At 71.4% G+C, this 26526-nt stretch carries 20 protein-coding genes; 8 read left to right on the plus strand and 12 right to left on the minus strand.

Features of this window, described 5'->3' with window-relative positions:
• Positions 1-269 precede the first annotated feature (269 nt).
• Both P1V51_11905 and P1V51_11910 read left to right on the plus strand, forming a co-directional pair.
• Entirely contained in the window at positions 270-1397 is a 1128-nt protein-coding gene (locus tag P1V51_11905; protein ID MDF1563741.1) for a hypothetical protein, read from the plus strand.
• Positions 1398-1457: 60 nt separating this feature from the next.
• Positions 1458-3686, plus strand: coding sequence for a PAS domain S-box protein (locus tag P1V51_11910; protein MDF1563742.1), 2229 nt, complete (start codon positions 1458-1460; stop codon positions 3684-3686).
• Positions 3687-3695: 9 nt separating this feature from the next.
• Here the strand turns inward: P1V51_11910 and P1V51_11915 are convergent, their stop codons facing one another.
• Positions 3696-3890 (minus strand): hypothetical protein, encoded by a 195-nt coding sequence (locus P1V51_11915; GenBank protein ID MDF1563743.1) that lies wholly within the window; start codon positions 3888-3890, stop codon positions 3696-3698.
• Between the two features lie 55 nt (positions 3891-3945).
• Here P1V51_11915 and P1V51_11920 point away from each other — a divergent pair, with 55 nt between their 5' ends.
• Positions 3946-6153, plus strand: a complete 2208-nt coding sequence (locus P1V51_11920) for a M48 family metalloprotease (GenBank protein MDF1563744.1) — start codon at positions 3946-3948, stop codon at positions 6151-6153.
• Positions 6154-6311: 158 nt separating this feature from the next.
• On the opposite strand, the gene P1V51_11925 is transcribed toward P1V51_11920, so the two are convergent.
• Positions 6312-6836, minus strand: coding sequence for a hypothetical protein (locus P1V51_11925; GenBank protein MDF1563745.1), 525 nt, complete (start codon positions 6834-6836; stop codon positions 6312-6314).
• A 155-nt stretch (positions 6837-6991) separates the two neighbouring features.
• Positions 6992-7954, minus strand: coding sequence for a tRNA-dihydrouridine synthase family protein (locus P1V51_11930; GenBank protein ID MDF1563746.1), 963 nt, complete (start codon positions 7952-7954; stop codon positions 6992-6994).
• Between the two features lie 145 nt (positions 7955-8099).
• On the opposite strand from P1V51_11930, the gene P1V51_11935 reads away from it, so the two are divergent.
• The 5 genes from P1V51_11935 (at position 8100) to P1V51_11955 (ending at position 15888) form a co-directional block, all read left to right on the plus strand.
• Complete coding sequence (locus P1V51_11935; protein MDF1563747.1) at positions 8100-9608, plus strand: hypothetical protein; 1509 nt, start codon at positions 8100-8102, stop codon at positions 9606-9608.
• A complete protein-coding gene (locus tag P1V51_11940) occupies positions 9608-12799 on the plus strand; it encodes a hypothetical protein (protein MDF1563748.1) in 3192 nt (1063 codons plus the stop codon). Before P1V51_11935 ends, P1V51_11940 begins: the two co-directional genes overlap by 1 nt.
• The gene (locus P1V51_11945; protein ID MDF1563749.1) at positions 12799-13107 is read left to right on the plus strand and encodes a hypothetical protein; all 309 of its coding nucleotides are present in this window, start codon (positions 12799-12801) and stop codon (positions 13105-13107) included. The genes P1V51_11940 and P1V51_11945 overlap by 1 nt, the downstream gene beginning before the upstream one ends.
• 97 nt (positions 13108-13204) lie before the next feature.
• Positions 13205-15211 (plus strand): TonB-dependent receptor plug domain-containing protein, encoded by a 2007-nt coding sequence (locus tag P1V51_11950; GenBank protein ID MDF1563750.1) that lies wholly within the window; start codon positions 13205-13207, stop codon positions 15209-15211.
• 62 nt (positions 15212-15273) lie between these two features.
• The gene (locus tag P1V51_11955) at positions 15274-15888 is read left to right on the plus strand and encodes a hypothetical protein (GenBank protein ID MDF1563751.1); all 615 of its coding nucleotides are present in this window, start codon (positions 15274-15276) and stop codon (positions 15886-15888) included.
• A 15-nt stretch (positions 15889-15903) separates the two neighbouring features.
• On the opposite strand, the gene P1V51_11960 is transcribed toward P1V51_11955, so the two are convergent.
• The 9 genes from P1V51_11960 to P1V51_12000 form a co-directional block, all read right to left on the minus strand.
• Positions 15904-17304, minus strand: coding sequence for a dihydrolipoyl dehydrogenase (locus tag P1V51_11960; protein ID MDF1563752.1), 1401 nt, complete (start codon positions 17302-17304; stop codon positions 15904-15906).
• Positions 17305-17378: 74 nt separating this feature from the next.
• The gene (locus P1V51_11965) at positions 17379-17720 is read right to left on the minus strand and encodes a thioredoxin family protein (GenBank protein ID MDF1563753.1); all 342 of its coding nucleotides are present in this window, start codon (positions 17718-17720) and stop codon (positions 17379-17381) included.
• Complete coding sequence (locus P1V51_11970; GenBank protein MDF1563754.1) at positions 17717-18499, minus strand: ABC-2 family transporter protein; 783 nt, start codon at positions 18497-18499, stop codon at positions 17717-17719. The genes P1V51_11965 and P1V51_11970 overlap by 4 nt, the downstream gene beginning before the upstream one ends.
• Entirely contained in the window at positions 18492-19292 is an 801-nt protein-coding gene (locus P1V51_11975) for an ABC-2 family transporter protein (protein MDF1563755.1), read from the minus strand. The genes P1V51_11970 and P1V51_11975 overlap by 8 nt, the downstream gene beginning before the upstream one ends.
• Positions 19289-20254 carry an ATP-binding cassette domain-containing protein gene (locus P1V51_11980; protein ID MDF1563756.1) on the minus strand — a complete coding sequence of 322 codons (966 nt, stop codon included), beginning with the start codon at positions 20252-20254 and terminating at the stop codon, positions 19289-19291. The genes P1V51_11975 and P1V51_11980 overlap by 4 nt, the downstream gene beginning before the upstream one ends.
• Positions 20251-21963 (minus strand): M2 family metallopeptidase, encoded by a 1713-nt coding sequence (locus P1V51_11985; protein ID MDF1563757.1) that lies wholly within the window; start codon positions 21961-21963, stop codon positions 20251-20253. The genes P1V51_11980 and P1V51_11985 overlap by 4 nt, the downstream gene beginning before the upstream one ends.
• A 1-nt stretch (position 21964) precedes the next feature.
• Positions 21965-23488, minus strand: a complete 1524-nt coding sequence (locus tag P1V51_11990) for an alpha/beta fold hydrolase (GenBank protein ID MDF1563758.1) — start codon at positions 23486-23488, stop codon at positions 21965-21967.
• A gap of 89 nt (positions 23489-23577) precedes the next feature.
• Entirely contained in the window at positions 23578-25023 is a 1446-nt protein-coding gene (locus tag P1V51_11995; protein MDF1563759.1) for a pyridoxal-phosphate dependent enzyme, read from the minus strand.
• Positions 25023-26483: a pyridoxal-phosphate dependent enzyme gene (locus P1V51_12000; protein MDF1563760.1), complete on the minus strand. Its 1461-nt coding sequence runs from the start codon at positions 26481-26483 to the stop codon at positions 25023-25025. Before P1V51_12000 ends, P1V51_11995 begins: the two co-directional genes overlap by 1 nt.
• Between the last annotated feature and the right edge of the window lie 43 nt (positions 26484-26526).

Genomic DNA, 26526 nt, shown 5'->3' on the forward strand with positions numbered 1-26526 from the left:
GGTTTTCCGGTCCACCCGCCCGAGCTGGCCGAGCAGGCCAGGGACGGTCGGCTGAAGTTCGAGTTCGCCAGCCGGAAGGAGGGCGACGAGGCCCGGGAGCAGATGGCCAGGCAGGCCGAGGCCTCCGGCTGGACGCGGGTGGAGGAGGACTCCTACAAGGACGGCGGCAGCAAGGTCATCGTCTGGCGCAAGGGCTCGGGACCCCGCACCTCCTGCAGCGTCGGCCTCCGACTTCGGCTATGGTCGTTCCCCGGCAAAGGAGGACGGCCATGGGCGAGAGGATCCACGAGGAGCTGGTCTACGAGTACTGGGACTGCGCCTACTGCGACTCGAAGGCGATCCGGGGGGATCAGGAGTCCTGCACCACCTGCGGTCACGCCCGGGACCAGGACATCACCTTCTACCGGCTCGAGGACCGCGAGGAGCAGGTGGAGGCCGAGAAGCAGGCCCGCCACCAGGCGGGCGCGGACTGGATCTGCTCCTTCTGCAACACCCTGAACGCGGCGACCCTGGAGGCCTGCCGCAACTGCTCCGCCAGCAAGGAGCAGTCCGAGAAGAACTTCCTCGAGCACCAGGCGGCCAAGGAGGCCCAGCGCGCCCCGAAGCCCTCGGCCGCGCCCCCGCCTCCGCCGAAGAAGAAGTCCCGCCTGGGCCTCTGGCTGGGCCTCGGCGCGGCGGCCGCCCTGATCATCGGCGGCATCACCTGGGCCACCCGGACCGTGCCGGTGACCTACGAGGTCACCTCCGTACGCTGGGAGCGCAGCATCCCCGTCGAGCGCTACCAGTGGGTGAAGGCCACCAACTGGGAGGACGAGATGGTCGGCGACGACATCCGCCGCCTCGCCCAGCGGGAGAAGCTCCACCACACCGAGCGCCGACAGGTCGGCACCCGCGAGGAGACCTACACCGAGACCCAGAAGGTGAAGACGGGCACCCGGGAAGAGTGCAGCACCTCCTACAAGTCCACCGGCTCGGGCGCCTCGAAGAAGGTGACCAAGTGCCGGGACGTGCCGGTCTACACCGACAAGCAGGTCACCAAGACCCGGACGGTGCCGATCCACAAGGACTTCCCGATCATGAAGACCGAGGTGGACTACCAGTCCAAGCGCTACGCCCCCCGCGACGTGGCCCGGGCCTCGGGCAACGACAACGCGCCGCAGTGGCCGGAGGCGAAGCTCGGCACCGGAGAAGACGGCAAGCCGGATCGGGAGGGCAAGCGCGAGGCCCTCTACCTGGTGAACCTGAAGCGGGCGGCCGGCGACAAGGGGCCCGACACGGTGGAGCTCTCGACCACCGAGCAGCGCTTCACCGACGTCTGGAAGCCGGGCGTGCAGCGCCCGATCGGCGTCTCCAACCTCGGCGGGCTCTCCCTCGAGCCGGGCGACGAGACGCGCTGAATCCAGGCGATCCGGGGCGGTTCTGACGCGGCTCCTCGCGGGTGCTAGGTTTAGGGGGCCTTGGACGACGCACGCGACGACAGCGCGGGGTGGGGCCGTCCCCCAGGTGCGCTCCTCGGCCTTCTCCTGGGGGCCGGCGTACTGGTGATCGGCCTGCTGGCCGGGACGGCGCTCGGTGACCCCCACTTCCACCTCCCGGTGAGCGCAGAGCTCTCTCCGGAGCTGCACGAGCAGTTCGAGGAGAGCTACCACTCCGAGCACTCCCGGCAGCTCGCCCTCGGCGGCGCGGCGCTCATCCTCCTCGCCCTGGCCGGCGCCGGGATGCTGGTCTTCCAGCGCACGACCCGCTCCCATATCGAGCGCCTGGAGCAGGCGCGGCGCCAGGCCGCCCGGGGAGAGGCTCGCTACCGCTCCCTGGTCGACAACATCGATCTCGGGGTGACCCTGATCGACAACGACTACCGGGTCGTGATGTCCAACGTCGCGCAGGGCCGCCTCCTGAACCGCGAGCCCGGGAGCTTCGTCGGCGAGTCCTGCTTCCATGCCTTCGAGCAGCGGGAGTCCCCCTGCTCCCACTGCCCGGGGACGCGAGCCATGGCGAGCGGCCAGCCCCAGTCGGTGGTGACCACGGGCAGGAACCCGGCGGGAGAGCCGATCGAGGTCCAGCTCCGCGCCTTTCCGGTGCTGGACGGCGCGGGCAGCCCCCAGGGCTTCATCGAGATCGTCGAGGACATCACCTGGAAGAAGGACCAGGAGGCGAGGCTGCAGATGGCCCGCTTCTCGGTCGACCACGCCGCCGAGAGCATCTTCTGGGTGCGCATCGACGGCACCTTCGCCGACGTCAACGAGCAGGCCTGCCGCTCCCTGGGCCTCGGGCGCGAGGCCCTGCTCGAGCGCTCCCTCTTCGACATCGCCCCGGAGACCCTGGCGTCGGACTGGCAGACCCGCTGGGAGCAGCTGCGCAGCTCCGGCTCCCTCACCTTCGAGTCCCTCCACCGGCGGGCAGACGGCACCACCTTTCCGGTGGAGCTCATGATGAGCCACCTGGAGAGCGAGGGGCAGGAGCTGGCCTGCATCTTCGCCCGGGATCTCTCCGGGCGCCTCGAGGCCGAGGAGGAGCGGCTCCACCTCGAGCGGCAGGTGCAGCACGCCCAGAAGCTGGAGAGCCTGGGCGTGATGGCCGGGGGCATCGCCCACGACTTCAACAACCTGCTGATGGGGGTGCTGGGGAACGCCGAGCTCCTGCGGATGCGCCTCCCCAAGGAGGAGGTGTTCCTCGGCCACCTGGACGGGATCGAGACCTCCGCCACCCGGGCCGCCGAGCTCTCCCGCCAGATGCTGGCCTTCTCCGGCAAGAGCCTGGTGAAGGTCGACCGCCTCGATCTCAACCAGCTCATCGAGGAGATGATCCACCTCTTCGAGGCCGCGATCTCCCGGAAGGCCGTCCTCCAGCTCGAGCTCGCGCCGGACCTGCCGGAGGTCGAGGCGGACTCCACCCAGATCCGCCAGGTGATCCTGAACCTGATCACCAACGCCTCCGAGGCCGTGGAGGACGGCATGGGCGTCATCCGGGTGAAGACCTCCCGCATCCACGCGGACGAGGCGCTCCTGGCCAACACCTACCTCGACGAGAAGCTCGAGCCGGGCTGCTACTCGGTGATCGAGGTCTCCGACACCGGCTGCGGCATGGACCTGGAGACCCGGGAGCGGATCTTCGATCCCTTCTTCACCACCAAGTTCACCGGCCGGGGCCTGGGCCTGGCCGCGGTGCTGGGGATCGTCCGGGCGCACCGCGGCGCCATCCAGATCGAGAGCGAGCGCGGCCAGGGCACGACCATCCGGGCCCTCCTGCCCTGCCTGGAGGCCGCGGAGCAGGCCGCCGAGGCGCCGCCCTCACAGCTCGATCTGGACGCCTGGCGGGGCCAAGGGACGATCCTCGTCGTCGACGACGAGCCGACCATCCGCTCCATCTCCCGCATCGGTCTGGAGATGAAGGGCTTCGAGGTCCTCCTGGCCGAGGACGGCCACCGGGCGATCGATGTCTACGAGGCGAACGCCGACGCGATCGTCCTCGTGGTCCTCGACATGACCATGCCCCGGATGGACGGCCCCGAGACCCACCGGCAGTTCCTCGCCCGCGGCCTGAAGGTCCCGGTGATCCTCGCGAGCGGCTACAGCGAGGCCGAGGCCACCGAGCGCTTCTCCGCCGCGGGCCTGGCTGGCTTCCTCCCCAAGCCCTTCGCCCCCGCGGAGCTCGTGGCGCAGGTCCGCAAGGCGCTCGAGGGCTAGAGGACCTCCCTAGTTCGCGTCGAGCTCCTCCTCGGCGATCAGCCTCTCGAGGAGCCGCTCGAGGAAGAGCTGCTTCTCCTTGAGCCGGTCACGGAAGGCCGCCCGGTCGGTGTGGGAGATCTCCATCCGCAGGTCGGCGAGGTAGCTCTCCAGCACGCCCTCCAGGACCAGGACCTCATCCAGGTTCATCTCGATCTGGGGCATGACATCACCTCCGGCTCCAATCTAGGCACCGCGCCCGTAGTAGGCTGGAGGCCGGATGGAAGAGCGCAGCGCGATCCGGGCCCAGGCCCTCTCGTCCCTGGGGGATCCCCTCCCCCCCATCCCGACCTCCCCGCTCTACCAGGGAGCGCTGCTGGTGGTGGGCGTGGCGATGGTGCTCCTGCCCCTCGTCTACGTCTCGCTCATCCTCGCCACCGCCTACGGGGTCCTCCTCTACGGCCTGCGCGGCACCGCCGTCTTCGAGGGCATGGAGGGGCGCAGCATGCTCCTGGCCCTCCTGGTCTACGTCGGCCCGCTGGTCGCCGGCGTGATCCTGATCCTCTTCATGGTGAAGCCCCTCTTCGCGCGGCCGGCGATGGAGGAGGGCTGGCTCGAGCTCGATCGGGAGAGCGAGCCCTTTCTCTTCGCCTTCGTCGAGCGGCTCTGCAAGACGGTGGGCGCCCGCCCGCCGAAGATCATCCGGATCGACAACCAGGTGAACGCCTCGGCCAGCTTCCACCGGGGCTGGATCGGCCTCCTCAGCGGGGACCTGGTGCTCACCCTCGGCCTGCCCCTCGTGGCCGGCATGTCCCTGCGCCAGCTCACCGGGGTGCTCTCCCACGAGCTGGGCCACTTCGCGCAGTCGGCCGGCATGCGCCTGACCTACGTCATCCGCTCGGTGAACGGCTGGTTCCACCGGGTGGTGCACGAGCGCGACGCCTGGGACGAGTGGCTGCGGCGCTCGAGCGAAGAGTGGGACTTCCGGGTCGGCATCATCCTCTACCTGGCCCGCTTCTGCGTCTGGCTCACCCGCCTTCTGCTGACCGTGCTGATGTACGTCGGCCACGCCATCTCCAGCTTCATGCTCCGGCAGATGGAGTTCGACGCCGACCGCTACGAGGCGAGGGTGGCCGGCTCCCCGACCTTCGAGAAGACCGCCCGGCGCCTGACCGAGCTCTCGATCTGGATGCACGGCGCCCGGGCCGACGCCCAGATGGCCGCCCGGGACGGTCGCCTGCCGGATGATCTCTCCCTGCTGCTGCTGGCCCAGGAGAGCGAGGTCGACCCCAGCCTGATCGAGGCGCTGCAACAGGAGCAGCTCGAGCGGAAGACCCACTGGGCCGACACCCACCCCTGCGACGCCCGGCGGATCGCCTCGGCGCGCGCGGAGGAGGCGCCCGGGGTCTTCCAGGTCGAGGCCCCGGCCCGGCTGCTCTTCCAGGACTTCGCTGCCCGCGCGCGGCGCCTCACCCTCGCCGACTACGAGCGAGAGCTGGGGGCCGAGACCGTCGGCGCCCTGGCTCTGATCCCGACCTCCGTCGTCATCGCCGGCCGGGAGCTGGAGAACGCGGCCCGCAAGGCCGCCGACCGCTTCTTCCAGGGGCAGCTCCAGATGCTGCGCCCCCTGACGCTCCAGCTCCCGGAGGCCGCCGGTGAGCGCGAAGCCGTCCTGGCCCGGCTGGAGACCCTGCGCGAGGCGCTGCTCGCGCGCAGCGAGAGCTACGCGGCCGCCTTCGCCCGCTACGACGAGGCCGACACCGCCCGCCTGGAGGCGCACCGGGGCGAGGCGCTGGTCGAGGCCGGCTTCCGGCTGGAGCCGGGGCAGTTCGGGTTGACCGCGTCGACCACCGAGGAGGCCACCGCCAGCATCTCCCAGGCGCGCGCCCGCATGCGCACCCTCTCCCCCGAGCTGGAGACCTACGAGCAGCTCGGCCGGGAGCGCCTCGAGGCGGCCCTCGGACTGCTCCTGCACGACCCCGCCCTCCTCGCCCGGCTCGAGGAGGGTGAGGCCCGGGCGGCCCAGGCGCGCCTGCTCCTGCCCCTCTGCCACACCCTGGTGGAGGCCACCCCGCTCATCGAGGAGCTGCAGGAGCGCTTCGTCGCCAGCCTGATCCTCGCCGAGCAGATCCAGGCCGGGGGCGGCGACGAGAAGACCTACTCGGTCCTGCGGAGCCGCACTATCACCATGCGCGGCAAGCTCAAGGAGCTGCGGTCCGCGCTCGGCGACGTCCTCTACCCCTTCGTCACCGGCGCCGGGATCGCGCCGGGCACCTCGACCGTCGCCGAGCTCACCTTCCCCCGGCTGCCCGCGGCCGACGACATCGGAGAGGTCCTCGATCTCTGCGCCGAGGTGCTCACCAAGCTCTCCCCGCTCAACTACCGGGTCGTCGCCCACCTCGCCGCGCTCGCCGAGGCCGTGGAGGAGGCCCTCGGGCTGCCTCCCCTGGACACCCCGCCCCCGCTGCCGCCGCCCGCGACGGACTAAACCAGAGATCATGATTCCCGAACAGCGGATGGCGCCGCGGACGTGCCCGAATGCGAGGAAGGGCGAGGGAGCCTAGCCTTAGCTAGGTGACCGAGGCCTGACGCGGCAGGCGGGTGCGGCCTGCAAGCCAGACGTGATCGGGAATCGTGATTTCTGGTTTAGGGCGCCTCGGGGGAGCCGTTGAGGTGCCGGCCCTGCACGTTGGTGGTCCCGCAGAGCCGCACCTCGTGGGTGGCGCCGGGGAAGGCGTTGCAGGTGGTCACCGGCTCGGCGGGGAAGGCGCTCGCCAGGGCGAGGGTGAAGCGCGCCGCAAAGGTGCCCGCGCGGCCGGCGAGGTCGGTGCCGTCCGAGACGCTGGCCCCGTCCTGCGAGGTGCCGTGGAGCGAGGCCACCCGCAGGTCGGGCTCGGCCTCGGTCAGGCCTCGGTGGAGAGCGTGGAAGCTGCTCGCCACCTCGTGGGCCGGATCCGAGATCGGATAGGGCTGGTCGCCTCCGCCGCAGACGGTGGTGGTGCCGTCGCAGGCGCTGGGGGTGTCGCTGGCGCAGCGGTGGCTGCCGGAGACCAGCACTCCTCTCAGGTCGTGGGTCTCGAAGCCCTCCCTCGCCTGATCGAGGGTGCCGAGATCGTAGGCAGAGCTCGTAGGTCGCCGCGCGCGCGGCCCCCAGCGCCGCCTCCGGATCACCGGCGAGGTAGGCCTCGACCGAGTGGCGCAGAGCGCTCGCCGCCGGGGCGCCGAGATCCTCGAAGGCGCCGCTGCCCGCGGCCGGGGGCTGGATCCGGGCGGGCTGGAGGGCGGCGCCGAGCAGGGCTGTCGCTGACGTTCGCATCCCCTCCATTCTAGCCACCCGAGCGCAGCCGCTCCCGGAAGCGCGCGAGGGTCTTCACCCGGCAGAGCTTACCGACCCAGCGCTGCAGCTCGGGATCGTCCACCTGCCGCACCGCCTCCTTGAGCTTGGAGACGATCTGCACCTCACCCTGGAACATCCCGGCGTAGACCTCGAGGAGGGCCTCGAGGTGCGAGGCGACCTCCTCATGGCGGGCCTGGCCGGTGGGGCGCGCCGGGGCCCGCCCCCGGATCCGCTCGAAGAGGAGCGGATCGGAGATCGCGCCGCGGCCGATCATCAGGCCGGCCGCGCCGGTCTCCTCGAGCACCCGCCGGGCGTCCCCGGGGCTGCGCACGTCCCCGTTGGCGATCACCGGCAGGGAGGTGGCCTCGACCAGCCGCCGGGTGATCGCGTGGTCGGCCTCGCCCTCGTAGCGCTGCGCCACCGTGCGCGGGTGGAGGATCAGGAAGTCCGCCCCGCCCTCCTCGAAGAGGGGCACCAGGGCGAGGATCTGCTCGGGGTCGTCGAGGCCCGCCCGGGTCTTCACCGAGAGGGAGCCCGGGACGAGCGGCCGCAGGGCCGAGAGGAGGGGCAGCACCGTGCCGGGATGGCAGAACATCCCGCCGCCGGCGAGCTCGGACTTCATCCTCCCGAAGGGGCAGCCCATGTTCAGGTTCAGGTGCTCGATGCCCAGCTCCACCAGCTCCCGGGCGGCCTCCACCACGCTCTCGTCCAGCTTGCCGATGAGCTGCACCACCAGGGGGATGCCCTCGTGCGCGGTGGTGGCCTCCGCCAGATCGCTCGCGGCGATGAGCTGCCTCGCCCCGGGGCGCACCCGCACGAACTCGGTGAAGAGCAGATCCGGCCGCCCGAGCCGGGCCTGGACCCCGCGCAGACCCCGGTTGGTCAGCCCCTGCATCGGGGCCAGCATCAGGGGCGTCTGGCCCTCGGGCCAGGGCAGGCGGCGCTCGCTCATGGCCGGGGACGCTACCGCCTCCGGGGCGGGGGCTGCCACCCGCGAAGGGCGCCCGGCGCTTACCTTCCCCGCCCTGAATCGCTTCGGGCGGTCCCATCCGGTAGATTGCGGGCCGGCTTCCTTCGGAATGGAGCGACGAGAACCGATGCGAACGACTGCCCTCCTCCCCGCCCTCCTCCTCGGCCTCGCCCTGCCCGGGCCGGCCTCGGCCGGAGACTCGAGCCTCGAGACCCGGGCCCGCCTCGACCTGCGCGGCGGCAGCACCGACACCTACGCCCTCGACGAGGGTGAGAGCGGCGGCGGCTCGGTCTTCGGCGCCCGCCTGCGCCTGGACGCGAGCTACGCCATCGATCCCGCCCTGAAGATCCTGGCCCAGGTCGACCTGACCTCCTTCGACCTCTACACCGCCATGCCCGAGATGGAGGGGCTGGGCTGGACCGACGCCCACCCGGGCTTCGGCGGCCGCAGCCTGCGCTTCGATCCCCGCCACCTCTACGCGGTCTGGACCACCTCGAAGGGTCAGCTGCGGGTCGGCGCTCAGAGCAGCCAGTGGGGCCTGGGCCTGGTGGCCAGCAGCGGGGACAGCGAGCCCATCTGGGGCGTGGCCCGCAACGGCGACCTGGTCTTCCGCGCCCTCTTCATCACCCGGCCCCTCGAGTTCCTCTCCGACGGGCAGCTGGGGAAGGAGCTCTACCTGGGGGTCGGCGGCGACCTGGTCCACCGGGACGAGAACGCCGAGCTCTTCTCCGGAGACCGCGCCCTGCAGGCCGTCGGCAGCCTGATCTGGCGCCACCGGCCCGGGCAGCAGGAGGTGGGCATCTACCTGGCCTACCGCGCCCAGAAGGACCGGGCCGACACCGCGGGCCTGCGGGCCGACCTGAACGTGCTGGTCGCCGACGCCTACGGCCGCTGGCAGGGGCAGCTCTTCGATGGGCTCTCCGGCCTGGCCGAGGGCGAGCTCGCCCTGCTGACCGGCCACACCACCCGCCTGCGCCCGGAGGCCTCCCCCGACGGGGTCGACGTGCTGGCGCTGGGCTGGGCCGCCCACGGCGAGCTGAAGCTCGACGAGGCCGGGGTCTCGGCCGGGCTCTGGGCCGTCTACGCCAGCGGGGATCAGAACACCGAGGACGACCAGCTGCGCCGGATGCGCCTCGACCCCGACTTCAAGCCCTCGCTCATCCTCTTCGAGCGGGTCCTCGCCGACTCCAGCGCCCGCAACCGGGCCCGGATCGCCGATCCCAGCCGCACCAACATCCCGCAGGCCGGCAGCCAGTTCCTCCCCACCGGCGGCAGCGTCTCGGGCGCCTTCCTCGTGGGCCCGGTCATCTCCTACGACACGCCGCTGGCGGGCCTCTCGGTGAAGGCCGGCCTGATGTGGGCCCGGGCCACCGCCGACCTCGAGGATCCCTATGCCTCCTTCGCCACCGGCGGGACGCCGGTGAACCTGCAGGGGGGCAAGCCCGACCGGGAGCTCGGCCTCGAGCTCGACCTGGGCCTGCGCTACGAGCGCCAGCTCACCGACACCCTCTCCCTCGTCGCCCTCGCGGAAGGCGGCTACTTCCTCCCCGGCGCCGCCTTCGCCGGAGTGGACACCACGATGGACCCGATCCTGGCCGGCTACCTCGCAGGCCGCCTGCAGTGGAGGCTCCCCTGATGTCGTCGCGCAAGCTCTCCTCCCTCCTCTTCGCGCTCCTGCTCTCGGGCACCGCCTGCCTCTCCCCGGGTGAATCCCCCGAGGGCATCGGCCGGACCCTCCAGACCCTCGGGCCGAAGGTGACCTGGGACCTCGACGCCAAGCCCCTGCCCGAGATCCCCTTCCCCAACGACATCGCCACCCGCCTGGACCCCACCTCTCCGACGGGGCGGCGGGTGAACATCAGCCTCGACGCGCCGACCCGCTTCGAGCGCGAGCTGCGGGAGAAGGCCGCCGACCTCACCGGCTTCGCCGGCTTCTCGCCGATCACCGTGGGCTTCGATCAGCCCCTCGACCTCTGCAACATCGCCCGCAAGCACCACTTCGACGACGACCTGACCAACGACGTCGCCTACATCATCAACGTCACCGAGGGCCCGGACTTCGGCGAGATCGTCCCCATCGACATGAGCCGGGGCTTCTTCCCCACCCTCCTCGAGGATCGCAACGACTACTTCGACGGCGATCCGGGGACGGGGACCAACCTCCTGCTGGCCGACCACCCCTACCCGCCGGCGGCCTGCCCCGAGCTCTTCGAGTACGACCTCAACACCTTCTACGAGCACGAGACCAACACCCTCCTGCTGCAGCCCATGTATCCGCTGCAGCAGAAGGCCACCCACGCCATCGTCCTGACCCGCAACCTGATCGGTGAGAACGGCCACGTCATCCAGTCGCCCTTCGAGTGGGTGAACCACGTCCGGCAGACCGCCGCCCTCTCGGCGCTCGAGGACGCGGTCGCCGCCGGTCACCTCCCGGACGGCACCGTCGTGGACATCGGCCTCGAGCTCGACGACATCGCCTTCGCCTGGACCCTCACCACCCAGGACGCCTCGGGGGACCTCCTCGACATCCGGCGCGGCCTCTACGGCCACGGGCCCTTCGCGGCCCTGGCCGACGAGTACCCCATCGACGCCGAGACCGTGCAGTTCATGCAGCTGGCCCGCGACTTCGCCCCCCCGGGCGAGTCGCCGGTGATCCTGAAGATGGAGAAGCTCCTCGACACCCTCGGCGACGTGCTCGGCCCCCTCCTCGAGGGCACCGCCGACGTCGGCCCGCTGCTCGAGACCCTCGACAACATCGACTACATGGTGAGCGGCAAGGTGAAGGTGCCCTACTTCATGGGCGACCGGGACGGTATCCGCACCGAGGACAGCCCCGGCTGCCGCGAGCCGCGCGGCGACGGTTGGAACTGCGTCCGAGGCATCATGGGCGACGAGGACGAGAGCTTCGACGTGAACCAGCACACCGGTGAGATGGTGCAGGAGCCGGCCGAGGCCCACTTCTGGTGCTTCGTCCCCAAGCAGCACCTCAACAAGAACCCGGGCCAGCCCTTCCCGGTGATCAACTACAGCCACGGCTACTCCTCGGCCCGGGTCGAGGCGCTGGCCTTCGGCGGCACCCAGGCCGGCTTCGGCCTGGCCACCTGCACGGTCGCGGCCCACGCCCACGGCGTCGGCCTGGACAACCCCCTGCCCGGCCTCATCTGGTCGCTCTTCGACGAGAGCGATCTGGCGCCGGTGTGGGAGGACCTCGCCCCGGACAAGGCCCGGGATCTGAACAACGACGGCGTCCCCGACGTGGGCGGCGACTTCTTCACCTCCGACGCCTTCCACACCCGGGACGTGGTCCGGCAGACCGTCGTCTACCACCTGATGGTCATGAAGATGCTGCGCAGCTTCGACGGCCGGATGGGGCCCGACGTCAGCGGAGACGGGCAGCCCGACGTGCTCGGAGACTTCGACGGGGACGGCAAGCCCGACCTGGGCGGCCCGGACAACGACTACTTCGCCTGGGGCACCTCGATGGGCGGCCTCCACTCCTCGATCGTCGCCGCGGTCGAGCCCGCGATCACCGCCGCCGCCCCCAACGCCGGCGCCGCGGGCCTCTTCGACGTGGCCGTGCGCTCCTCGCTGGGCGCGGTCGTGGACGCGGTCTGGCTGCCCCTGATGGGCCCGGTCTTCCACGGCCGCCTCGAGGGCGACGGGACCTTCAGCCTCCAGACCATCGTCTCGGACGTGAACAAGGACGCGAAGATCCCCATCGCAGTGCGCACCGGCGTGGAGATCGGCGACGAGATCCTCCTGGAGAACCTCACCAACGGCGAGACCGACATCGGGGTGGTGCGCGAGGACGGCCACTTCCGCCGCTCGCTCCCCTGCGACGCGGTCTCCGGCTGGGAGAAGCGGGCCGCCATGGGCTTCGACGTCCTCGACGTCGAGTCCGAGGACTACGGAAAGGATCCCCTCCCGATCGTCGAGGACGGCACCCGCTTCGGCGACGCCCTGCGGATCCGCGGCTGCGTGGGCCCCTGCGTCTTCGACGAGGCCGGCAACCTGACGAACGAGCGCTTCGTCGTCGATCAGTTCGAGGAGGGCGTCGACAAGCCCCACGCGGACGCCGACGGGAGCGTCGTGGGCGTGAAGTTCCAGGGCACGATCTACCCGAATGGCAGCCCCCTGGCCGCGGTCTCCGAGGGCTTCGGTCACGAGCGCCAGAGCCCCGACCTGCGCCGCCTGCGGATCATCGCCGGCTTCATCCAGGAGCCGGGCGATCCGGTGGCCTACAGCCGCTACTACCTGAAGGAGAAGGACAAGATGGAGGCCCGCTGGGCCGGCGCCGAGCCCGACGTCGAGTTCGGCACCCGGGTGATGACCGTGGTCACCCTCGGCGACACCACCGTGCCGGTGAACGGCGGGGTGATGCTCAACTGGACCTCCGGCTTCTTCGGCACCTACGCCGAGGGCCTGCCGAAGCTGCGGTGGCTGCGGGACAACTACGTCCTGGAGGCCGTCGAGGAGTACCGGGCCTACCACTGGGGCGGCCGGGTGCTCTTCGACCCCGACAACCTCTCCAACGGCACCGACGGCTTTCAGGTCGACGGCGTGCCCGCGCCCCGGCCGCCGCCGGGGGAGGAGCTTCGCCTGACCTACTCGCCTCCGGGTGAGGAGGGGGTCTACGGGATGCGGATCCCGGCGGTCGAGCCACGGGGGGCCCACGTCTTCCTGGTGCCCGATCCCAGCCTGCCCTTCGACGTGAACCGCTACATGGTCACCGCCATCGGCGCCTACTTCGACAGCCGCGGCACCCGCATCCGCGACGAGATGTGCATGCACGACGACACCTGCGACTGGGTGCCCTGGAACCAGTGATGGAGACCCCCATGGTCGACTTCTGGGACGTCCACGGCATCCTCTTCGTCATCTGCCTCTTCTTCTTCCCGAGGCTGACGATGCTCTTCGCCACCGCCTGGGGCGGGGTGCTCTGGTGGGTGGGCTGGCTCTTCGCCCCCCGCCTCACCGTGGCGATCCTGGCGACGACCTACTACTGGGAGAGCAACACCGTGCTGGTGGTGCTCACCTGGCTCTGGGCGCTCGGCGGCGAGGGTGGAGAGAAGGGCGCCGCCCGCCGTGGCATCCGCCGGAGGCGCGCCTCGCAGCAGGAGGTCGAGCTGAGCTGATCGGCCCGATCTTCGTGGGCTGCCCCGGGAGCTTTCACCCGGCCCCCAACGTTGTAGTCTCCCGGTCATGCAGGGGATGAGGGGGAGGAGGAGTTCGATGCTCCGGGCGCTCGGCCTGGTGGCCGTGCTCTGCGCCGTGGCGCCCGGGCGCGGCCTGGCCGCGGAGGCGCTGGCCACCGCGTCGGCGATCAGCCTGGAGGACGAGCTGGAGTTCCTGGTGGCCGAGGACTTCATCGCCTCCGAGGTGACGGTGGCGTCGATCCGGCCGCTCCCCACCCGCCTCTCTCCCGGCATCGTCAGCGTGCTGACCGGCCAGGAGCTGATGAGCGTGGGGGCCCGCGACCTGATCGACGCCCTGCAGCTGATCCCCGGCCTGGCCTTCGGGGTGGACGTCCAGGGGGTCGTGGGCCTCGGCGTGCGGGGACTCTGGGGACACGAGGGCAAGGTGCTCCTCCTCCTCGATGGTCACGAGCTCAACGAGAGCCACTACTCGACCCTGCAGTTCGGCAACCACCTCCCGGTGGAGCTGATCGACCGGGTGGAGATCATCCGGGGCCCCGGCTCGGCCCTCTACGGCGGTCATGCCGAGCTTGCGGTGATCAACATCGTCACCCGGGTGGGCAGCGGCGCCGAGGGCGTGCACGCCTCGGCGAGCTGGGGGCAGACCCTCGAGACCTGGGCGCGCCGCCGCGTCACCCTCGGCTGGGGTGGGAGCGTCGGCGACCTCCAGATCGGCGTCGCGGGCTGGCTCGGGCAGGGTCAGCGCAGCGACGGGATCTTCCGGGACAGCACCGGGGCGACCCTCGATCTGCAGGGCCAGGCCGATCTCGATCCGGCCGGGCTCGACCTGCGGCTCGCCTGGAAGGGCCTCACCTTCTCCTTCCTCCACGACAGCTACCGCACCACCCACCGGACCGGCTACGGCGAGCTCCTCGCGGCGCCGGCACCCGCCGACTTCACCTCGACCTACCTCGAGCTCGCCTGGAACGCCGCCCTGAGCGAGCGCCTGACCCTCACCCCCCGGCTGCGCTGGCACCGGCAGGCCCCCTGGCGCACCCCGGGGATGAGCCCCGACGATCCCAACTGGTTCGACAGTCCGGTGCAGCGAGGGCGAGCCGGGCTCCAGCTCGAGTACCAGACCGCCCAGGGGGTCGATCTCATCTTCGGGGTCGAGGGCTACATCGACGAGGCGACGCTGCCCGAGGAGGTCCTCGAGGAGAAGACCTTCTCGAACGGCGGCCGCCGCTTCCAGATCAAGCGGGCTGCGGCGCACCTGCAGGCCCTGATCGACGTGGCCGAGGGCACGCTGGCGCTCGGCGCCCGCTACGAGGCCAGCAGCCGCTTCGACGCCTCGCTGGTGCCGAGGGTGGCCCTCACTCAGCCCTTCGGGCGCTTCCACTTCAAGCTCCTCGCCGCCCGGGCCTACCGCGCGCCGAGCATCCAGAACATCGACCTGGGCCCCGGCATCACTCCGGAGACCACCGACGTCGTCGAGGCGGAGGTCGGCTACCTCCTCACCGACACCCTCTCCCTCGCCCTCAACCTCTTCGACACCACGCTGCGCGGCCCCATCGTCTACCAGTACGATCCGATCACCTTCGAGGAGGGCTACGTCAACGGCACGCAGGTGCACACGCGGGGCTTCGAGGTGGAGGGGCGCTGGAGACACCGCTGGGTCGCCCTCCGGGCGAGCTACGGCTTCTACGTCGCGATGGGAAGGCAGACCCAGGAGGTCTTCGGAGTCCCCGGGCACCACGGCGAGCTCCTCGGGCTCCCCGCCCACAAGCTCTCGATCGTGGCCACCTGCCCGCTCGGCTCCCACCTGCGCCTCGCCCCGGGCCTGGTCTTCCTCTCCCGCCGGTGGGCCCGGACCACCGACCCCGCGGGGGCGGCCTCCCTGGAGGCGCTGCCCGCCGCCGCGCTCCTCGATCTCGCGCTCGAGGCGCACGACCTCGGGGTGGAGGGGCTCTCGATCTCGCTCTCGCTGCACGATCTCCTCGGCGCCGAGCCCGCCTTCGCGCAGCCCTACGACGGGGGCCACCCTCCCCTGCCCGGGCCCTCCCGGGAGCTCCTCCTGCGCGTGAGCTGGACGCCGGGCGGATAGTTTCGTCGTTCAGGTGCGGCCCCTCGTATGGGTAGACGAACCCGAAACGAGCGAGGCCCTCCATGCCGACCCGCGCCCTCCCGAAGATCGCCGCCCTCCTCTCCGCCCTCCTGCTCGGCGCCTGTGGTGGCGCGGTGGACTCGGACCACGAGGCCGAGCTGGCCTACCTCGGCCTCGACGGCGCCGTCGGCCGGGCCCTCCTCCTGGGCATGAGCGGCTTCAACGCCGCCACCAGCGCGAACATCCCCCAGCAGGTCGGGGACGGCGACGTGGCCGGCACCATGACCGTGGCCGGGCAGGTGGATCAGGGCGCCTCGGCGAACAAGGGCCTGCGGCTGACCGTCGCCCTCGACGGGTACCAGGACGTCACCGACGTGGACCAGGACGAGGACGAGGAGGTGGTGGTGAGCTACACCACCGCCGAGGCCGCGCCGATGAGCCTCGAGCTCTCCCTGCGCAACATCCCGGACGGCACCTTCACCGGCACCTTCGGCGGCACCGCCACCATGGAGGGTGACCTGGAGGGCGAGGTCACCCTCGACCTGACCCTCTCGGGCTCGATCGAGGAGGATCCGGACGCGGCCGGTGAGATCCGCCGGGTGACCGGCACCGTCCAGGTCACCGGCACCGCCACCAACTCCGGCGGCGGCGTCTACGACATCGATCTCTCGATCTGATCCGGAGGCTCGCGCCTACTCGGCGAGCTGGAGGCCCGGGGGCACCGCGGGCTTGTGCTCGACCTTCGAGGCGAGGCTGTTCAGCGCACCCTGCAGGCCCTCCTCGAGGACCGGGTGGTAGAAGGGCATCGCCAGCAGGTCGAAGACGGTGAGGCCCTGCTGGATGGCCCAGGCCAGCTCGTGGGCGAGGTGCTCGCCGCCGGGGATCGCCATCTCGGCGCCCAGCAGCTTGCCGTCCGATCCGTCGCCGTAGACGCGCAGGAGGCCCCGGGCCTTGCCCATCACCCGCGAGCGGGCCTGGCGCATGAAGTTCTGCTCGCCGATGGCGGCCCCGCGCGCCTCGGCGTCCGCGAAGCTCATCCCGACCCGGCAGACGTTGGGGTCGGTGAAGGTGATGCCGAGCATCGCCTTGCGCGCGAAGCGCAGGGGCTCGTCCCGCCCGGCGTTGATGCCGGCGATGCGCCCCTCGTCGGTGGCCTCGTGGAGCACCGGCCGGTCGCCGGAGAGGTCGCCGGCGAGGAAGATCGGCAGCCCCTCGACCTTCATCGTGGCCGGGTCGAAGGCCGGCACGCCCCGGGCGTCGACCTCGACGCCGAAGCGGCCCAGGTCGAAGCCGGCGGTGTTGGGCCGGCGGCCGATGGACACGAGCACCTTGTCCACCACCACGCTCACCTCACCGGCGCTCAGCTTCAGGGCCTCGCCCTCCTCGCTGATCTCGACGGCGTGGCCCAGGTGGATCGGGAAGTCCTCCTCGAGGGCCTGCTTCGCCGCCTCGGCGACCTTGGGGTCGGTGAGGCCGCCGATCCGGTCGAGGGCGTCGAAGCCGTGGACCTCGACCCCGAGGCGCGCGAGCACCTGCCCGAGCTCCAGGCCGATCACCCCCAGGCCGACCACCGCCACCCGGGCGGGGAAGTCCTCCTGCTCGAAGAAGACGTCGGAGGTGAGGATGCGGTCGCCGAAGGCCTTCCAGGGGCCGGGCACGATGGAGGAGGAGCCGGTGGCCAGCACGATCGTGCCGGCCCGGATCCGCTCGCCGTTCACCTCGATGAGGTCGGGCTCGAGGAGCTTCGCGTAGCCGTCGATGAAGTGCCCCTGGTGGAGCTGGTCGGTGCCGTCGAGGGTGCGCGCCACGAAGAAGTCGCGCATGGAGCGGATCTTCTTCATCGCCGCGGGGATGTCGATCGAGAGCCCCCCGGCGCCGCGGATGCCCTCGTCCTCGAAGGCCGCCCGGCGGTGGAAGTCCTCGGCCACCTGGATGGCGACCTTCGAGGGCATGCAGCCCACCCGGGCGCAGGTGGTGCCCATGGGCCCGCCGTTGATGAACACGAAGCTCTTGCCGCTGCGCGAGACCTGCCGCAGGGCGTTGCGCCCGGCGGTCCCGGCGCCGATCACCGCCACGTCGACCATCTTCTCCATCGTCTTCTCTCCTCGCTCGAGTGCTCTGCCCCTTGGGAGCCGGCCGAGGCGAAAAGGATGCGCCGATCCGTCGCTCAGTCGTCGAAGAAGAGGCCGTAGGGACGCGAGAGGTCGGCCTCCACCTCGGCCAGGCCGAAGGTGCGGGCGTAGCGGAAGGTCTCGCGCCCCTCGAAGAAGATCAAGACCGTGGGCACGGCGAAGATCCGGTGCTGGGCGGCCAGCGCGGTGGACTCCCCGCCCGCCTGGGCCAGGGCCCGGCCCCGGGCGATCCTCGGGAAGCGCTCCTCGAGGAGGGCCCAGACCTTGGGCTCCATGACCTGGCAGACCTGGCACTGCTCGCCGGCGAAGTAGACGGCGGCCGCGGGGTTCTCGGAGACGAAGGCGTCGAGGGCTTCCAGGGATTCCAGGTTCATCATGAGCTCGCGGAGGTGTAGTGCCTTAGAGCCCAGAGCCAGGTGAAACGACTCACGAGGAGGAGCCCGGCGGCGACCCCGGCCGTCTGGAGGGCCAGGGCGGGCTCCAGGCGGCCCAGGAGGGCCAGCGCCGGATAGCTGGTGACCACCGCCACCGGGATGACCACCGTGAGCACCACCCGCACCCAGCCGCGGTAGACCGAGACCGGCCAGCGGCCGGCGTCGAGGACGGCGGTGAGGAGGAAGCGCAGGTTGTCCACCCGGACGAACCAGAAGGAGGTCGAGATGACCACGATCCAGAGGCCGTAGATCGCGACCAGGCCGGCCCCCAGCAGACCGAGGGCGGTGAGGACGCCGAGGGGCGTGGGGGTGGGCAGCGCCCAGAGCGCCCAGAGGGTGACCCCCACGCCGGCGAGGAAGTCCCAGATCCGGGCCGGCGCCACCCGCTGGAGGCTGGCCGCCACCTGGGCGTCCACCGGCTTGAGGATCAGGTAGTCCAGCGAGCCGGTGCGCACGCCCTCGACCACCGCCGCCAGGTTCGGCTCGATGGTCAGCCCCACCAGCCCCTGGAGCATGAGGAAGAAGCCGGTGACCAGGAGCGACTCCTCGAAGCTCCAGCCGGCGACCTCGGCGGCGTGGTCGTAGACGAAGACCAGGGGCAGGACCAGGCCCAGGGTGCCGGCGGCCCCGGTGAAGAAGTCGACGAGGAAGCTCGCCCGGTACTGGGCGGCGTTCATCAGGGCGACCCGCAGGAGGGCGCCGAGGAGGCGCAGGCTACGCACCCACGGCCCCGTAGCGGCGGACGCCCCGGCGCCAGAGCACCCGGGCGGTGAGGAGGGCGGCCAGCAGCCAGAGGGCCTGGATGCCGACCACCGACCAGGGGTCCGGCGCGGTCTCCATCCAGACCTCGATGGGGGCGCCGAGGGCGGCGTGGAAGGGCAGCCAGCGGGCCACCGCCTCGACCCCCTCGGGCAGGAGGGGCAGCGGGATGACGTAGCCGCCGATCACCGCCAGGGCGACGAACCAGAGGTTGAAGAAGCCCAGCGCCTGCTCGAACCAGAAGGCCAGCATCCCGAAGAGGGCTTGCACCACCCAGGCCAGCAGGAAGGCCATCACGACGCTCACCGTGCCCAGGAGCACGGCCTCGCTGCCCGGCCAGAAGGCGATCTGCGGACGCCACCAGAGCAGGGCACCGACGATGGGGGCCAGCACCACCAGCCGGAAGGGGATGGCGGCGAGGGTCTCGCAGAGGTTCCAGAAGAGGGGGTGCATCGGCCGCAGCAGCATCGGGGAGAGGGAGCCGGTGCGCACGTAGTGGTTGAGCTCCCAGACGATCCAGCAGGAGGTCAGCTGCCGCACCACCAGGGTGACCGTGAAGTAGCGGGCGAACTCGTCCTGGCCGAAGCCCTCCAGGGGACCGGCGACCGCGGCGGCGTTCCAGAGCGCGAGGGCCACCAGGGGCAAGGTGGCGGTGAGGATCCAGACCACCATCTCGGCCCGGTAGGCCACCATCTCGGCGAAGCCCACCTTCAGGAGGGAGGGCGTGGCCCGCAGGGTGGAGCCGGCGACGCTCACGACGCGGGCTCGTCCTCGGAGCGGAAGTAGCGGGCCATCACCTCGTCCAGGGGGATCTCCTCGACCCCCAGCACGGCCTCGGGGAGGGCCGCGAGCACCTCGCCGATGAGCCCGTTGACCCGATCGGTGGGCACCGAGGCCACCATCCGGCCGTGGTCGGCGACGAAGCCGAGCTCGAGGAGCGCCGGGTTCTCACCGCGGACGAGCACCCGCCGCTCGGGGGCGATGCGCTGGGCCAGCGCGTCGCGCCCGCCGTCGTAGCGCAGGTGGCCGCGATCGATGACCAGCAGGCGCGAGGTCAGGGCGGCGATGTCCTGCATGTAGTGGCTGGTGAGCAGCACCGTGGCGCCGAAGCGCTCGTTGATGTCGGCGATGAAGCGGCGCACCTCGACCTGCATCTCCACATCGAGGCCGATGGTGGGCTCGTCGAGGAAGAGCACCCGCGGGCGGTGCAGGAGGGCCGCGGCCAGCTCGCACTTCATCCGCTCGCCCAGGGAGAGGTTGCGGGTGGGCTTCTCCAGCAGCGCCTCGATCCGCAGCATGGTCACCAGCTCGTCGAGGGTGTTGCGGTACCCGGCGCGAGGGAGATCGTACATCGCCCGGTTCAGCTCGAAGGTCTCCCGGGGAGGCAGATCCCAGAGCAGCTGCTGCTTCTGCCCCATCACCAGGGTGATCTGCCGCAGGAAGTCGCGCCGCCGCTCCTTCGGCGTGAAGCCCAGCACCGAGACCTCACCCGCGGTGGGGTGCAGGAGGCCCGAGAGCATCTTCAGGGTGGTGGTCTTCCCGGCGCCGTTGGGCCCCAGGAAGCCCACCCGCTCCCCCTGCTCCACCCGGAAGGAGACCTCCCGGACGGCGCGCACCTCCCGGTACTCGCGCCCGAAGAGGGAGCGCAGGGAGCCGGCCAGCCCGGGGGCCTTCAGGGGTACCCGGTAGGTCTTCGAGAGCTGGTGGACCTCGATCACGGCGCGGGCTGGAAGCGCCGGGCGAAGGCCTCGGGGCCCAGGGGCTTGCCGGTGGCGCGCTCGGTGAGCGCGTCCCAGCGCCAGCGGTCACCCGGGGCGAAGACCTTCTCCACGAGGAAGGCGCCCACCCTCGGATCACCGAAGTAGACGGCCTCCTCGGGGGCCTTGCCTTGCAGCCCCGCGATGCTCTCGTGCACCTGGGCGGCGAAGAGCTCCCCGAGCATGTAGTTCTGGTAGTAGACCGGCACCGTGACCAGGTGGATCTTGCTGGCGTAGTCGGGCGCGTCGCGGCCCGCGGGCGCCTTCAGCCCCTGGTAGCGCTCGACCAGCCGCCACCAGAGGGCGTTCAGGTCCTGATCCGGATCGCGGTAGAGCTCGCGCTCGAAGCGCAGCATCACCTGGGCCCAGCGCGAGAAGAGGAGCGAGGAGAAGGCCAGCTGGGCGCGCGCCTCCGGGAGCATCGCCGCGCGCCGCTCCGCGTCGATGAGCCCCATCCCCTCCGCCCACCAGGGGTTCTGCACCAGGCGGTCGAGCATCATCGCCGAGCCCTCGGTGGCGAGGGGGTGGCTGGTGGTGCGCAGCAGCCAGGGCAGCGCGTCGTCGATGCCCTCGTCGTAGACCGCGTGGCCCAGCTCGTGGACCATCGTCGAGAGCCACTGGTAGCCGGGCACCACGTTGGCGATGACCCGCACGTCCCCCTCGCGGTCGATGTCGATGGCGAAGGCGTGAGGGGTCTTGCCCTCGCGCTCGTAGAGGTCCGAGCGCTCGAGGATCGCCTCGACGGGCAGGCCGATGCTCTCGTAGAAGCGGCGGCAGAGGGCCAGGGTGTCCTGCTCCTCGTAGAGGGCCTCGAGGCCGGTCTCGTAGACCTCGGGCGGCGCCTGGAAGAAGGGGTTCTGGTAGTGCCAGGGCTTCAGCTCGGCCGCCGGCACCCCCAGCCGCTTCGAGAGGCGGGCGTCGACCTCGGCCTTGGCGGCCAGGAAGGGCTCGCGGGTGAGCTCGTCGAGGCGATCGAAGAGGGCGAGCAGCGCCTCCTCGTCCAGCTCCTGGGCCTCCAGGCGCAGGGCGTAGTAGTCGCGGAAGCCCAGGGACCTCGCCACCTCGTTGCGCAGCCCGACCAGCTCGCGCAGCTTCGGCGCGACCAGCGGCCCGATGCCCTTCTGGGCCTCCCAGGCGCGCTGCAGCTCGGCGGAGTCGGTGGAGGTCCGCAGCACCTCCTCGATCTCGTTCTGGCTGACGGGCTTCCCCCCCAGCTCACCGCGGTAGGCGTTGAAGGCCTTCTCGACCTCGGTGCCCAGCGCGTTGAGGCGCTCGAGCAGCGCCGGATCCACCTGCTTGGGCAGGGCGCTCAGGTAGAGGCTCTCGACCTGCCGCGCGAGGAGGGGGTCGGCGATCACCCCCGGCGCCCGCGCCGCCCGCAGGCGCTCGAAGCGCCCGCGCTCGGAGAGGAAGCGGTCGAGGGCGTTGCTCGCCTCCTCGACCTTCGCCCAGGCCTCGTCGCCGCCCTTCACCGAGGCCTCGAACCAGGCCCGGCCCTCGCTCACCGAGAGGGGCCGGTAGGCCTCGACCTCGGCCGCGATCCAGGTGGCCACCTCGCCCTCGCTCATGGTCGCCTCCGCGCCAGGGCTCGCATCGTCGTCCGGAGCCTTCGGGGCCGCGGCGCAGGCCACGACCCCGAGCAGCAGTACACTCGGGAGGTGGACGCGCATGCTAGGCCCGGAACTTCGCGATGTACTCCATGGTCTTCGCGAAGAGCTTCTCCTTCTCGAGGTCCTGGCCCATCTCGTGACCCGAGCGCTCGAACCAGTGGATCTCGCGGTGCTCGGAGGAGACGTCGCGGTAGATGAGGTTCGCGGCCACCGGATCGATGATGGTGTCCTTCTTGGAGTGCATCACGCAGATGGGCACCGTGACCTGGGGCAGGCGCTTCTCGGTCTCGCGGGCGAAGTTCAGCAGGTGCCCGACGGCGACGGTCATCGTCCGGGGGTAGTTCTCGGAGGTCCGGGCCAGCTCGGGATCGGCGAAGGCGTTCGGCGTGGGCCAGGTCGGGATGAAGGGCGAGAGCATCGGCGCCACCGACGCCAGCGGGTCCTTGTAGCGCATGGCCGCGGCCCAGGTGACGATGCCGGCGATCTTGTCCGGGTGACGGATGCCCAGGTTCAGGGCGACGAGGCCACCCATGGAGAGGCCAACCACCAGCACCCTGTCGACCTCCGCGGAGAGCTCGAGGAGCGCCCTCTCGGCGTCGTCGTACCAGTCGGCGGCCGTCACCGTCTCGAGGTCGGTGTAGTGGGTGCCGTGCCCCCGCAGCACCGGCATCCGGTAGGGCAGGCCCGCGGCCTCGAGGTGCGGCACCAGCCCGTCGACGGTGCGCACGCTGGAGGTGAAGCCGTGCAGGAGCAGCACGCCGAGCTTCTCGTACTTCGGCAGGGGCGGGACCGGCACGGTCTGCGGCACGTAGTTGCGCTCGTGGTCGATGAGGCCCGAGATGGCGAGCATCAGCTCCCGGGTCAGGCTCCGCAGCTCCTCGCGGCCGAGCTCCTTGCCCCGGTGCTCCTCGAAGGTGAGGGGCTCGCCGTAGCGCACCGTCACCGGCACCGGCTTGGGGGCCTCGAGGAGCTCGAGGCGGGGGTAGACCTCGGGCGGGAAGGAGGCGCCGGTGCCCGAGATGCCCACCGGCACGATGGGCACGCCGGCGGCCAGGGCGAGGCGGACGGCGCCGGTGTGACCGCGCAGCAGGCCGGTCTCGGGCTGCACCTCGTGGCGCATCACGTCCTCCTCGCCGGGGATGGTCCCCTCGGGGAAGATCACCAGGGACTTGCCGTCCTTCAGCCACTCGATCGCCTGGGCCATCCCCTCGGCGTCGCCGCCGCGCCGGATGAAGGGCGAGTCGGAGAGGGCGATGAGGTGGCGCAGGATGGGCCAGTGCTCGAACTCGCTCTTGGCCAGGAAGCGCAGGCGCCGGGGCGCGGTGGCGCCGAGGACCTGCACGTCGTTCCAGCTCTGGTGGTTGGCGGCGAAGATCACCCCGCCGGTCGCCGGGACGTTCTCGAGCCCCTCGGCCTCGAGGTCGTTCTGCTTCTCGTACATCCCCTTGAGGACCTTCTGGGCGAGGCCGTAGAAGGACTCGGAGACGTCGTCGAGCTTGCCGGTCGCCTTCACGGCGCCCACGGCGGCGCCCACGGCGAGATCCAGCGGCTTCATGGCGGCAAAGGCGAGCTTTTCGCGATCCATCGGGTGCTCCTGTTCAGGGTGTAGCGCAGCGCGTCATCGTGCAGCACTCCCCCGACCCTGTCCAGAGCCCCGGAAACCGGGGACACCCCCTAGCGCCGTCGAGCCGCCTCGACCTCGCGATCGATGCCGGTGAAGAGCACCAGGCAGCGCTCGTCGTGCTCGAGGATCCCGGCCCGGCGCAGCTGGAGCAGGCCGGCGAGGCCCGCGGTGCCGGTGGGGTCCGCCGGGATGGAGGTCTGCTCCCGGGCCAGCAGCTGGGCCTCGGCCAGGAGCGGCTCACCCACGACCAGCGGCAGGCCGCCGGTCTCCAGGAGGGCCTCGAGCAGGCGGGCCCAGTCGTAGGTCTCGTCGTCGAGGATGCCGTGGGCGATGCTCCTGGGCTCGGTGGGCCAGGCCTCCATGAAGGCCGCCCGCTGGGTGCGGGCCTGGGCGATGGCGGTGTGGACCGAGGGCTGCTTCGCCCGGTAGGCCCAGTAGAGGGCGCTCGCCCGGGCGGCGTGCTCGGTCAGGCGCTCGTCGGACCAGCCCTCGTCCGGCGCGGCGGCCTTCTCCCCGGGCAGCAGCGCCCCGGCGGAGAGCCGGGCATAGGCCCGGGCCAGGGGCCAGGCGCCGCGGGTCTGAACCAGGTGGATCTTCGGCACCTTCTCCAGGCGACCGGCGAGGTTGGCCTCGCGCAGGCCCTCGGCCACCGCCGAGCCGAGGGCGCCGCCGCCGACCTGGACGAAGAGGTGGTCGACCGGCGCCTCGGCGAGGGCCTCGGCCAGCTCCCAGCCCAGGGTCAGGCCGCCCTCGACGGCCAGGCCGTTGTCCGGGCCCTGGCAGGAGAAGGGCAAGGCCCCCCCCGCCACCGCCTCGCGGAAGCGCAGGTAGGAGGGATCGCCGGCCTCCCCCGCGCGGCGGGCGCAGGGGTGGACGGTGGCGCCGAGGTGGCCGAGGCGCGCCACCACCGTGGGGTCGGCGCTCTCGGGGACGTAGACGTCGAGGGGCCGCTTCGCCGCCGCCGCCAGGGTGGCCGCGGCCAGCGCCGCGTTGCCGCAGGAGGCGATGGCCAGGCGCTGCCCGACCCGCGCCAGGCCGGCGCGCTCGGCCACCTCGAGGGTGAGGAGCACCCCCATCAGGTGGCGGGCCTTGTGGGAGCCCGAGACGTTGCCGGTCTCGTCCTTCACCTGCAGGGTGCCCGGCCCCATCCCGGCGATGCCGGCGAGGTCCTCCTCCACCTGCGGGCGCGCGGTCCGGAAGGTGCGGCCGTCCACCGCCTCGATGGCGTCCTCGAGGCCGGAGACGATGGCCTCGAACGCGTCCCCCAGCCCATGGGCCTCGGCCAGGTGGCGGGCGAAGAGCCGGCCGGCGAAGCGGCGGTAGGGAGACTCACCCCAGGCCGGTGCGCTGGCGGGCCAGCCCTGCGTCGGCTCGAGGTGCCGGACCAGGACGTGGTCGGCTCCGTCTCCCGAGTCCCGCCGGGGGCAGGCCCAGGCGAGCCCCGCTCCCCCGAGCGGTACCAGCTCGGCGCAGCCGGCGCAGCGCAGCGAGACCATCAGGCCGCGGCGACCCGCGCGTTGAACTCCTCGATGAGGTGGTCGACGGCGTCGGCCTGGTTCTGGACATCGGTCCAGTAGGAGTCGTCGAACCACTGGGCGTTGAGCTCGGAGAGCTCCCGCTCCTGCTGCTCGATCCAGGTGAAGTACTTGAGGTTGTGCACCCGCTTGCGCTCGCGGTAGCCGAGCTCCAGCAGGTTGTCGATGCCCTGGCCGAGCACCCAGCGGGCGTGGTCGGCGGCGGCGTGGACCGGCAGGTACTCGCCCTTCTCCTCCCGCATCTCCTCGAGGCGGCTACCGTAGAGCTCCATCGAGTCGGTGAGGATGGTCAGCACGACGTCGTGCTCGGTGAGCTCGTAGTAGTGCGCCATCTTCACGGCCGAGAGGACGTTGGCGATCCCCGAGAAGCCCATCAGGTCGAGGCGGTCGAGGGTCTCCTGCGGGACCCCGGCGGCCTTCAGGTGCTCGCGCCCGGCCGGCTCGTTGAAGAGGCGGGCCGCGTTGACCACCGCCTCGTCGTCCATGGCGACGACCATGTCGGTGTTCTTCACGTTGTGGATCCAGGGCACGTGCTTGTCGCCGATGCCCTCGATGCGGTGGGCGCCGAAGCCGTTGAGGAGCAGGGTCGGGCACTGCAGGGCCTCGGAGGCGGCGATCTTCGAGGCCGGGAAGACCTGCTTGAGGTAGTCGCCGGCGGCGATGGTGCCGCCCGAGCCGGTGCTGGAGACCATGCCGAAGTAGCGATCCCGCGGCCCGCTGGCGGCGCGGATGGCCTCCTCCATGGCGGCGCCGGTGATGGTGTAGTGCCAGAGGTAGTTCCCCAGCTCCTCGAACTGGTTGAAGATCATCAGGTCCTGGCCGGAGCGCTTCAGCTCCCAGCACTTGTCGAAGATCTCCTTCACGTTCGACTCGGAGCCCGGGGTCTTGATCACCTCACCGGCGATCTTCTCCAGCCACTCGAAGCGCTCGCGGCTCATCTCCTCGGGGAGGATGGCGATGGACTCGGTGGCCAGCAGGGCCGAGTCGTAGGCGCCGCCGCGGCAGTAGTTGCCGGTCGAGGGCCAGACGGCCTTCTGGCGGGCGGGGTCGAACTGACCGGTGACGAGGCGGGGCGCCAGGCAGCCGAAGGCCGCGCCGACCTTGTGGGCGCCGGTGGGGAACCAGCGACCGACCATGGCCAGCACCCGCGCCGGGGTGCCGGTGAGCGCCGAGGGGAGCTCGAGCACGTTCACCGGGCCGAAGGCGCCGCCCGAGGCCTGGGGCGCGTTGTGCCAGGTGATGCGGAAGAGGTTGAGGGGATCCACGTCCCAGAGGCCCACGCTGCCGAGCTTCTCGACCACCTCGGCGGGGATCTTCGAGGGATCCTTCATCTGGGCCAGGGTGGGGATGACGATGGAGCGCTCCTTCGCCCGGGCGACGGCGGAGGCGAGACCCTCGGACTCGATGTGCAGGTCGATCATGGCCTCTTCGTCGAGCCTTTTCCGATGGGTGTCAAGCGGGGGG

It is taken from the genome of Deltaproteobacteria bacterium (genome assembly GCA_029210625.1).
GTDB lineage: Bacteria > Myxococcota > Myxococcia > SLRQ01 > SLRQ01 > JARGFU01.

Coding starts and splice junctions, on each gene's coding strand:
- P1V51_11930 (MDF1563746.1), bottom strand. CDS start 7,954: ATGAGCGAGCGCCGCCTGCCCTGGCCCGAGGGCCAGACGCCCCTGATG.
- P1V51_11940 (MDF1563748.1), top strand. CDS start 9,608: ATGTCGTCGCGCAAGCTCTCCTCCCTCCTCTTCGCGCTCCTGCTCTCG.
- P1V51_11945 (MDF1563749.1), top strand. CDS start 12,799: ATGGAGACCCCCATGGTCGACTTCTGGGACGTCCACGGCATCCTCTTC.
- P1V51_11990 (MDF1563758.1), bottom strand. CDS start 23,488: ATGGATCGCGAAAAGCTCGCCTTTGCCGCCATGAAGCCGCTGGATCTC.
- P1V51_11995 (MDF1563759.1), bottom strand. CDS start 25,023: ATGGTCTCGCTGCGCTGCGCCGGCTGCGCCGAGCTGGTACCGCTCGGG.
- P1V51_11920 (MDF1563744.1), top strand. CDS start 3,946: ATGGAAGAGCGCAGCGCGATCCGGGCCCAGGCCCTCTCGTCCCTGGGG.
- P1V51_11915 (MDF1563743.1), bottom strand. CDS start 3,890: ATGCCCCAGATCGAGATGAACCTGGATGAGGTCCTGGTCCTGGAGGGC.
- P1V51_12000 (MDF1563760.1), bottom strand. CDS start 26,483: ATGATCGACCTGCACATCGAGTCCGAGGGTCTCGCCTCCGCCGTCGCC.
- P1V51_11950 (MDF1563750.1), top strand. CDS start 13,205: ATGCTCCGGGCGCTCGGCCTGGTGGCCGTGCTCTGCGCCGTGGCGCCC.
- P1V51_11985 (MDF1563757.1), bottom strand. CDS start 21,963: ATGCGCGTCCACCTCCCGAGTGTACTGCTGCTCGGGGTCGTGGCCTGC.
- P1V51_11965 (MDF1563753.1), bottom strand. CDS start 17,720: ATGATGAACCTGGAATCCCTGGAAGCCCTCGACGCCTTCGTCTCCGAG.
- P1V51_11960 (MDF1563752.1), bottom strand. CDS start 17,304: ATGGAGAAGATGGTCGACGTGGCGGTGATCGGCGCCGGGACCGCCGGG.
- P1V51_11935 (MDF1563747.1), top strand. CDS start 8,100: ATGCGAACGACTGCCCTCCTCCCCGCCCTCCTCCTCGGCCTCGCCCTG.
- P1V51_11905 (MDF1563741.1), top strand. CDS start 270: ATGGGCGAGAGGATCCACGAGGAGCTGGTCTACGAGTACTGGGACTGC.
- P1V51_11955 (MDF1563751.1), top strand. CDS start 15,274: ATGCCGACCCGCGCCCTCCCGAAGATCGCCGCCCTCCTCTCCGCCCTC.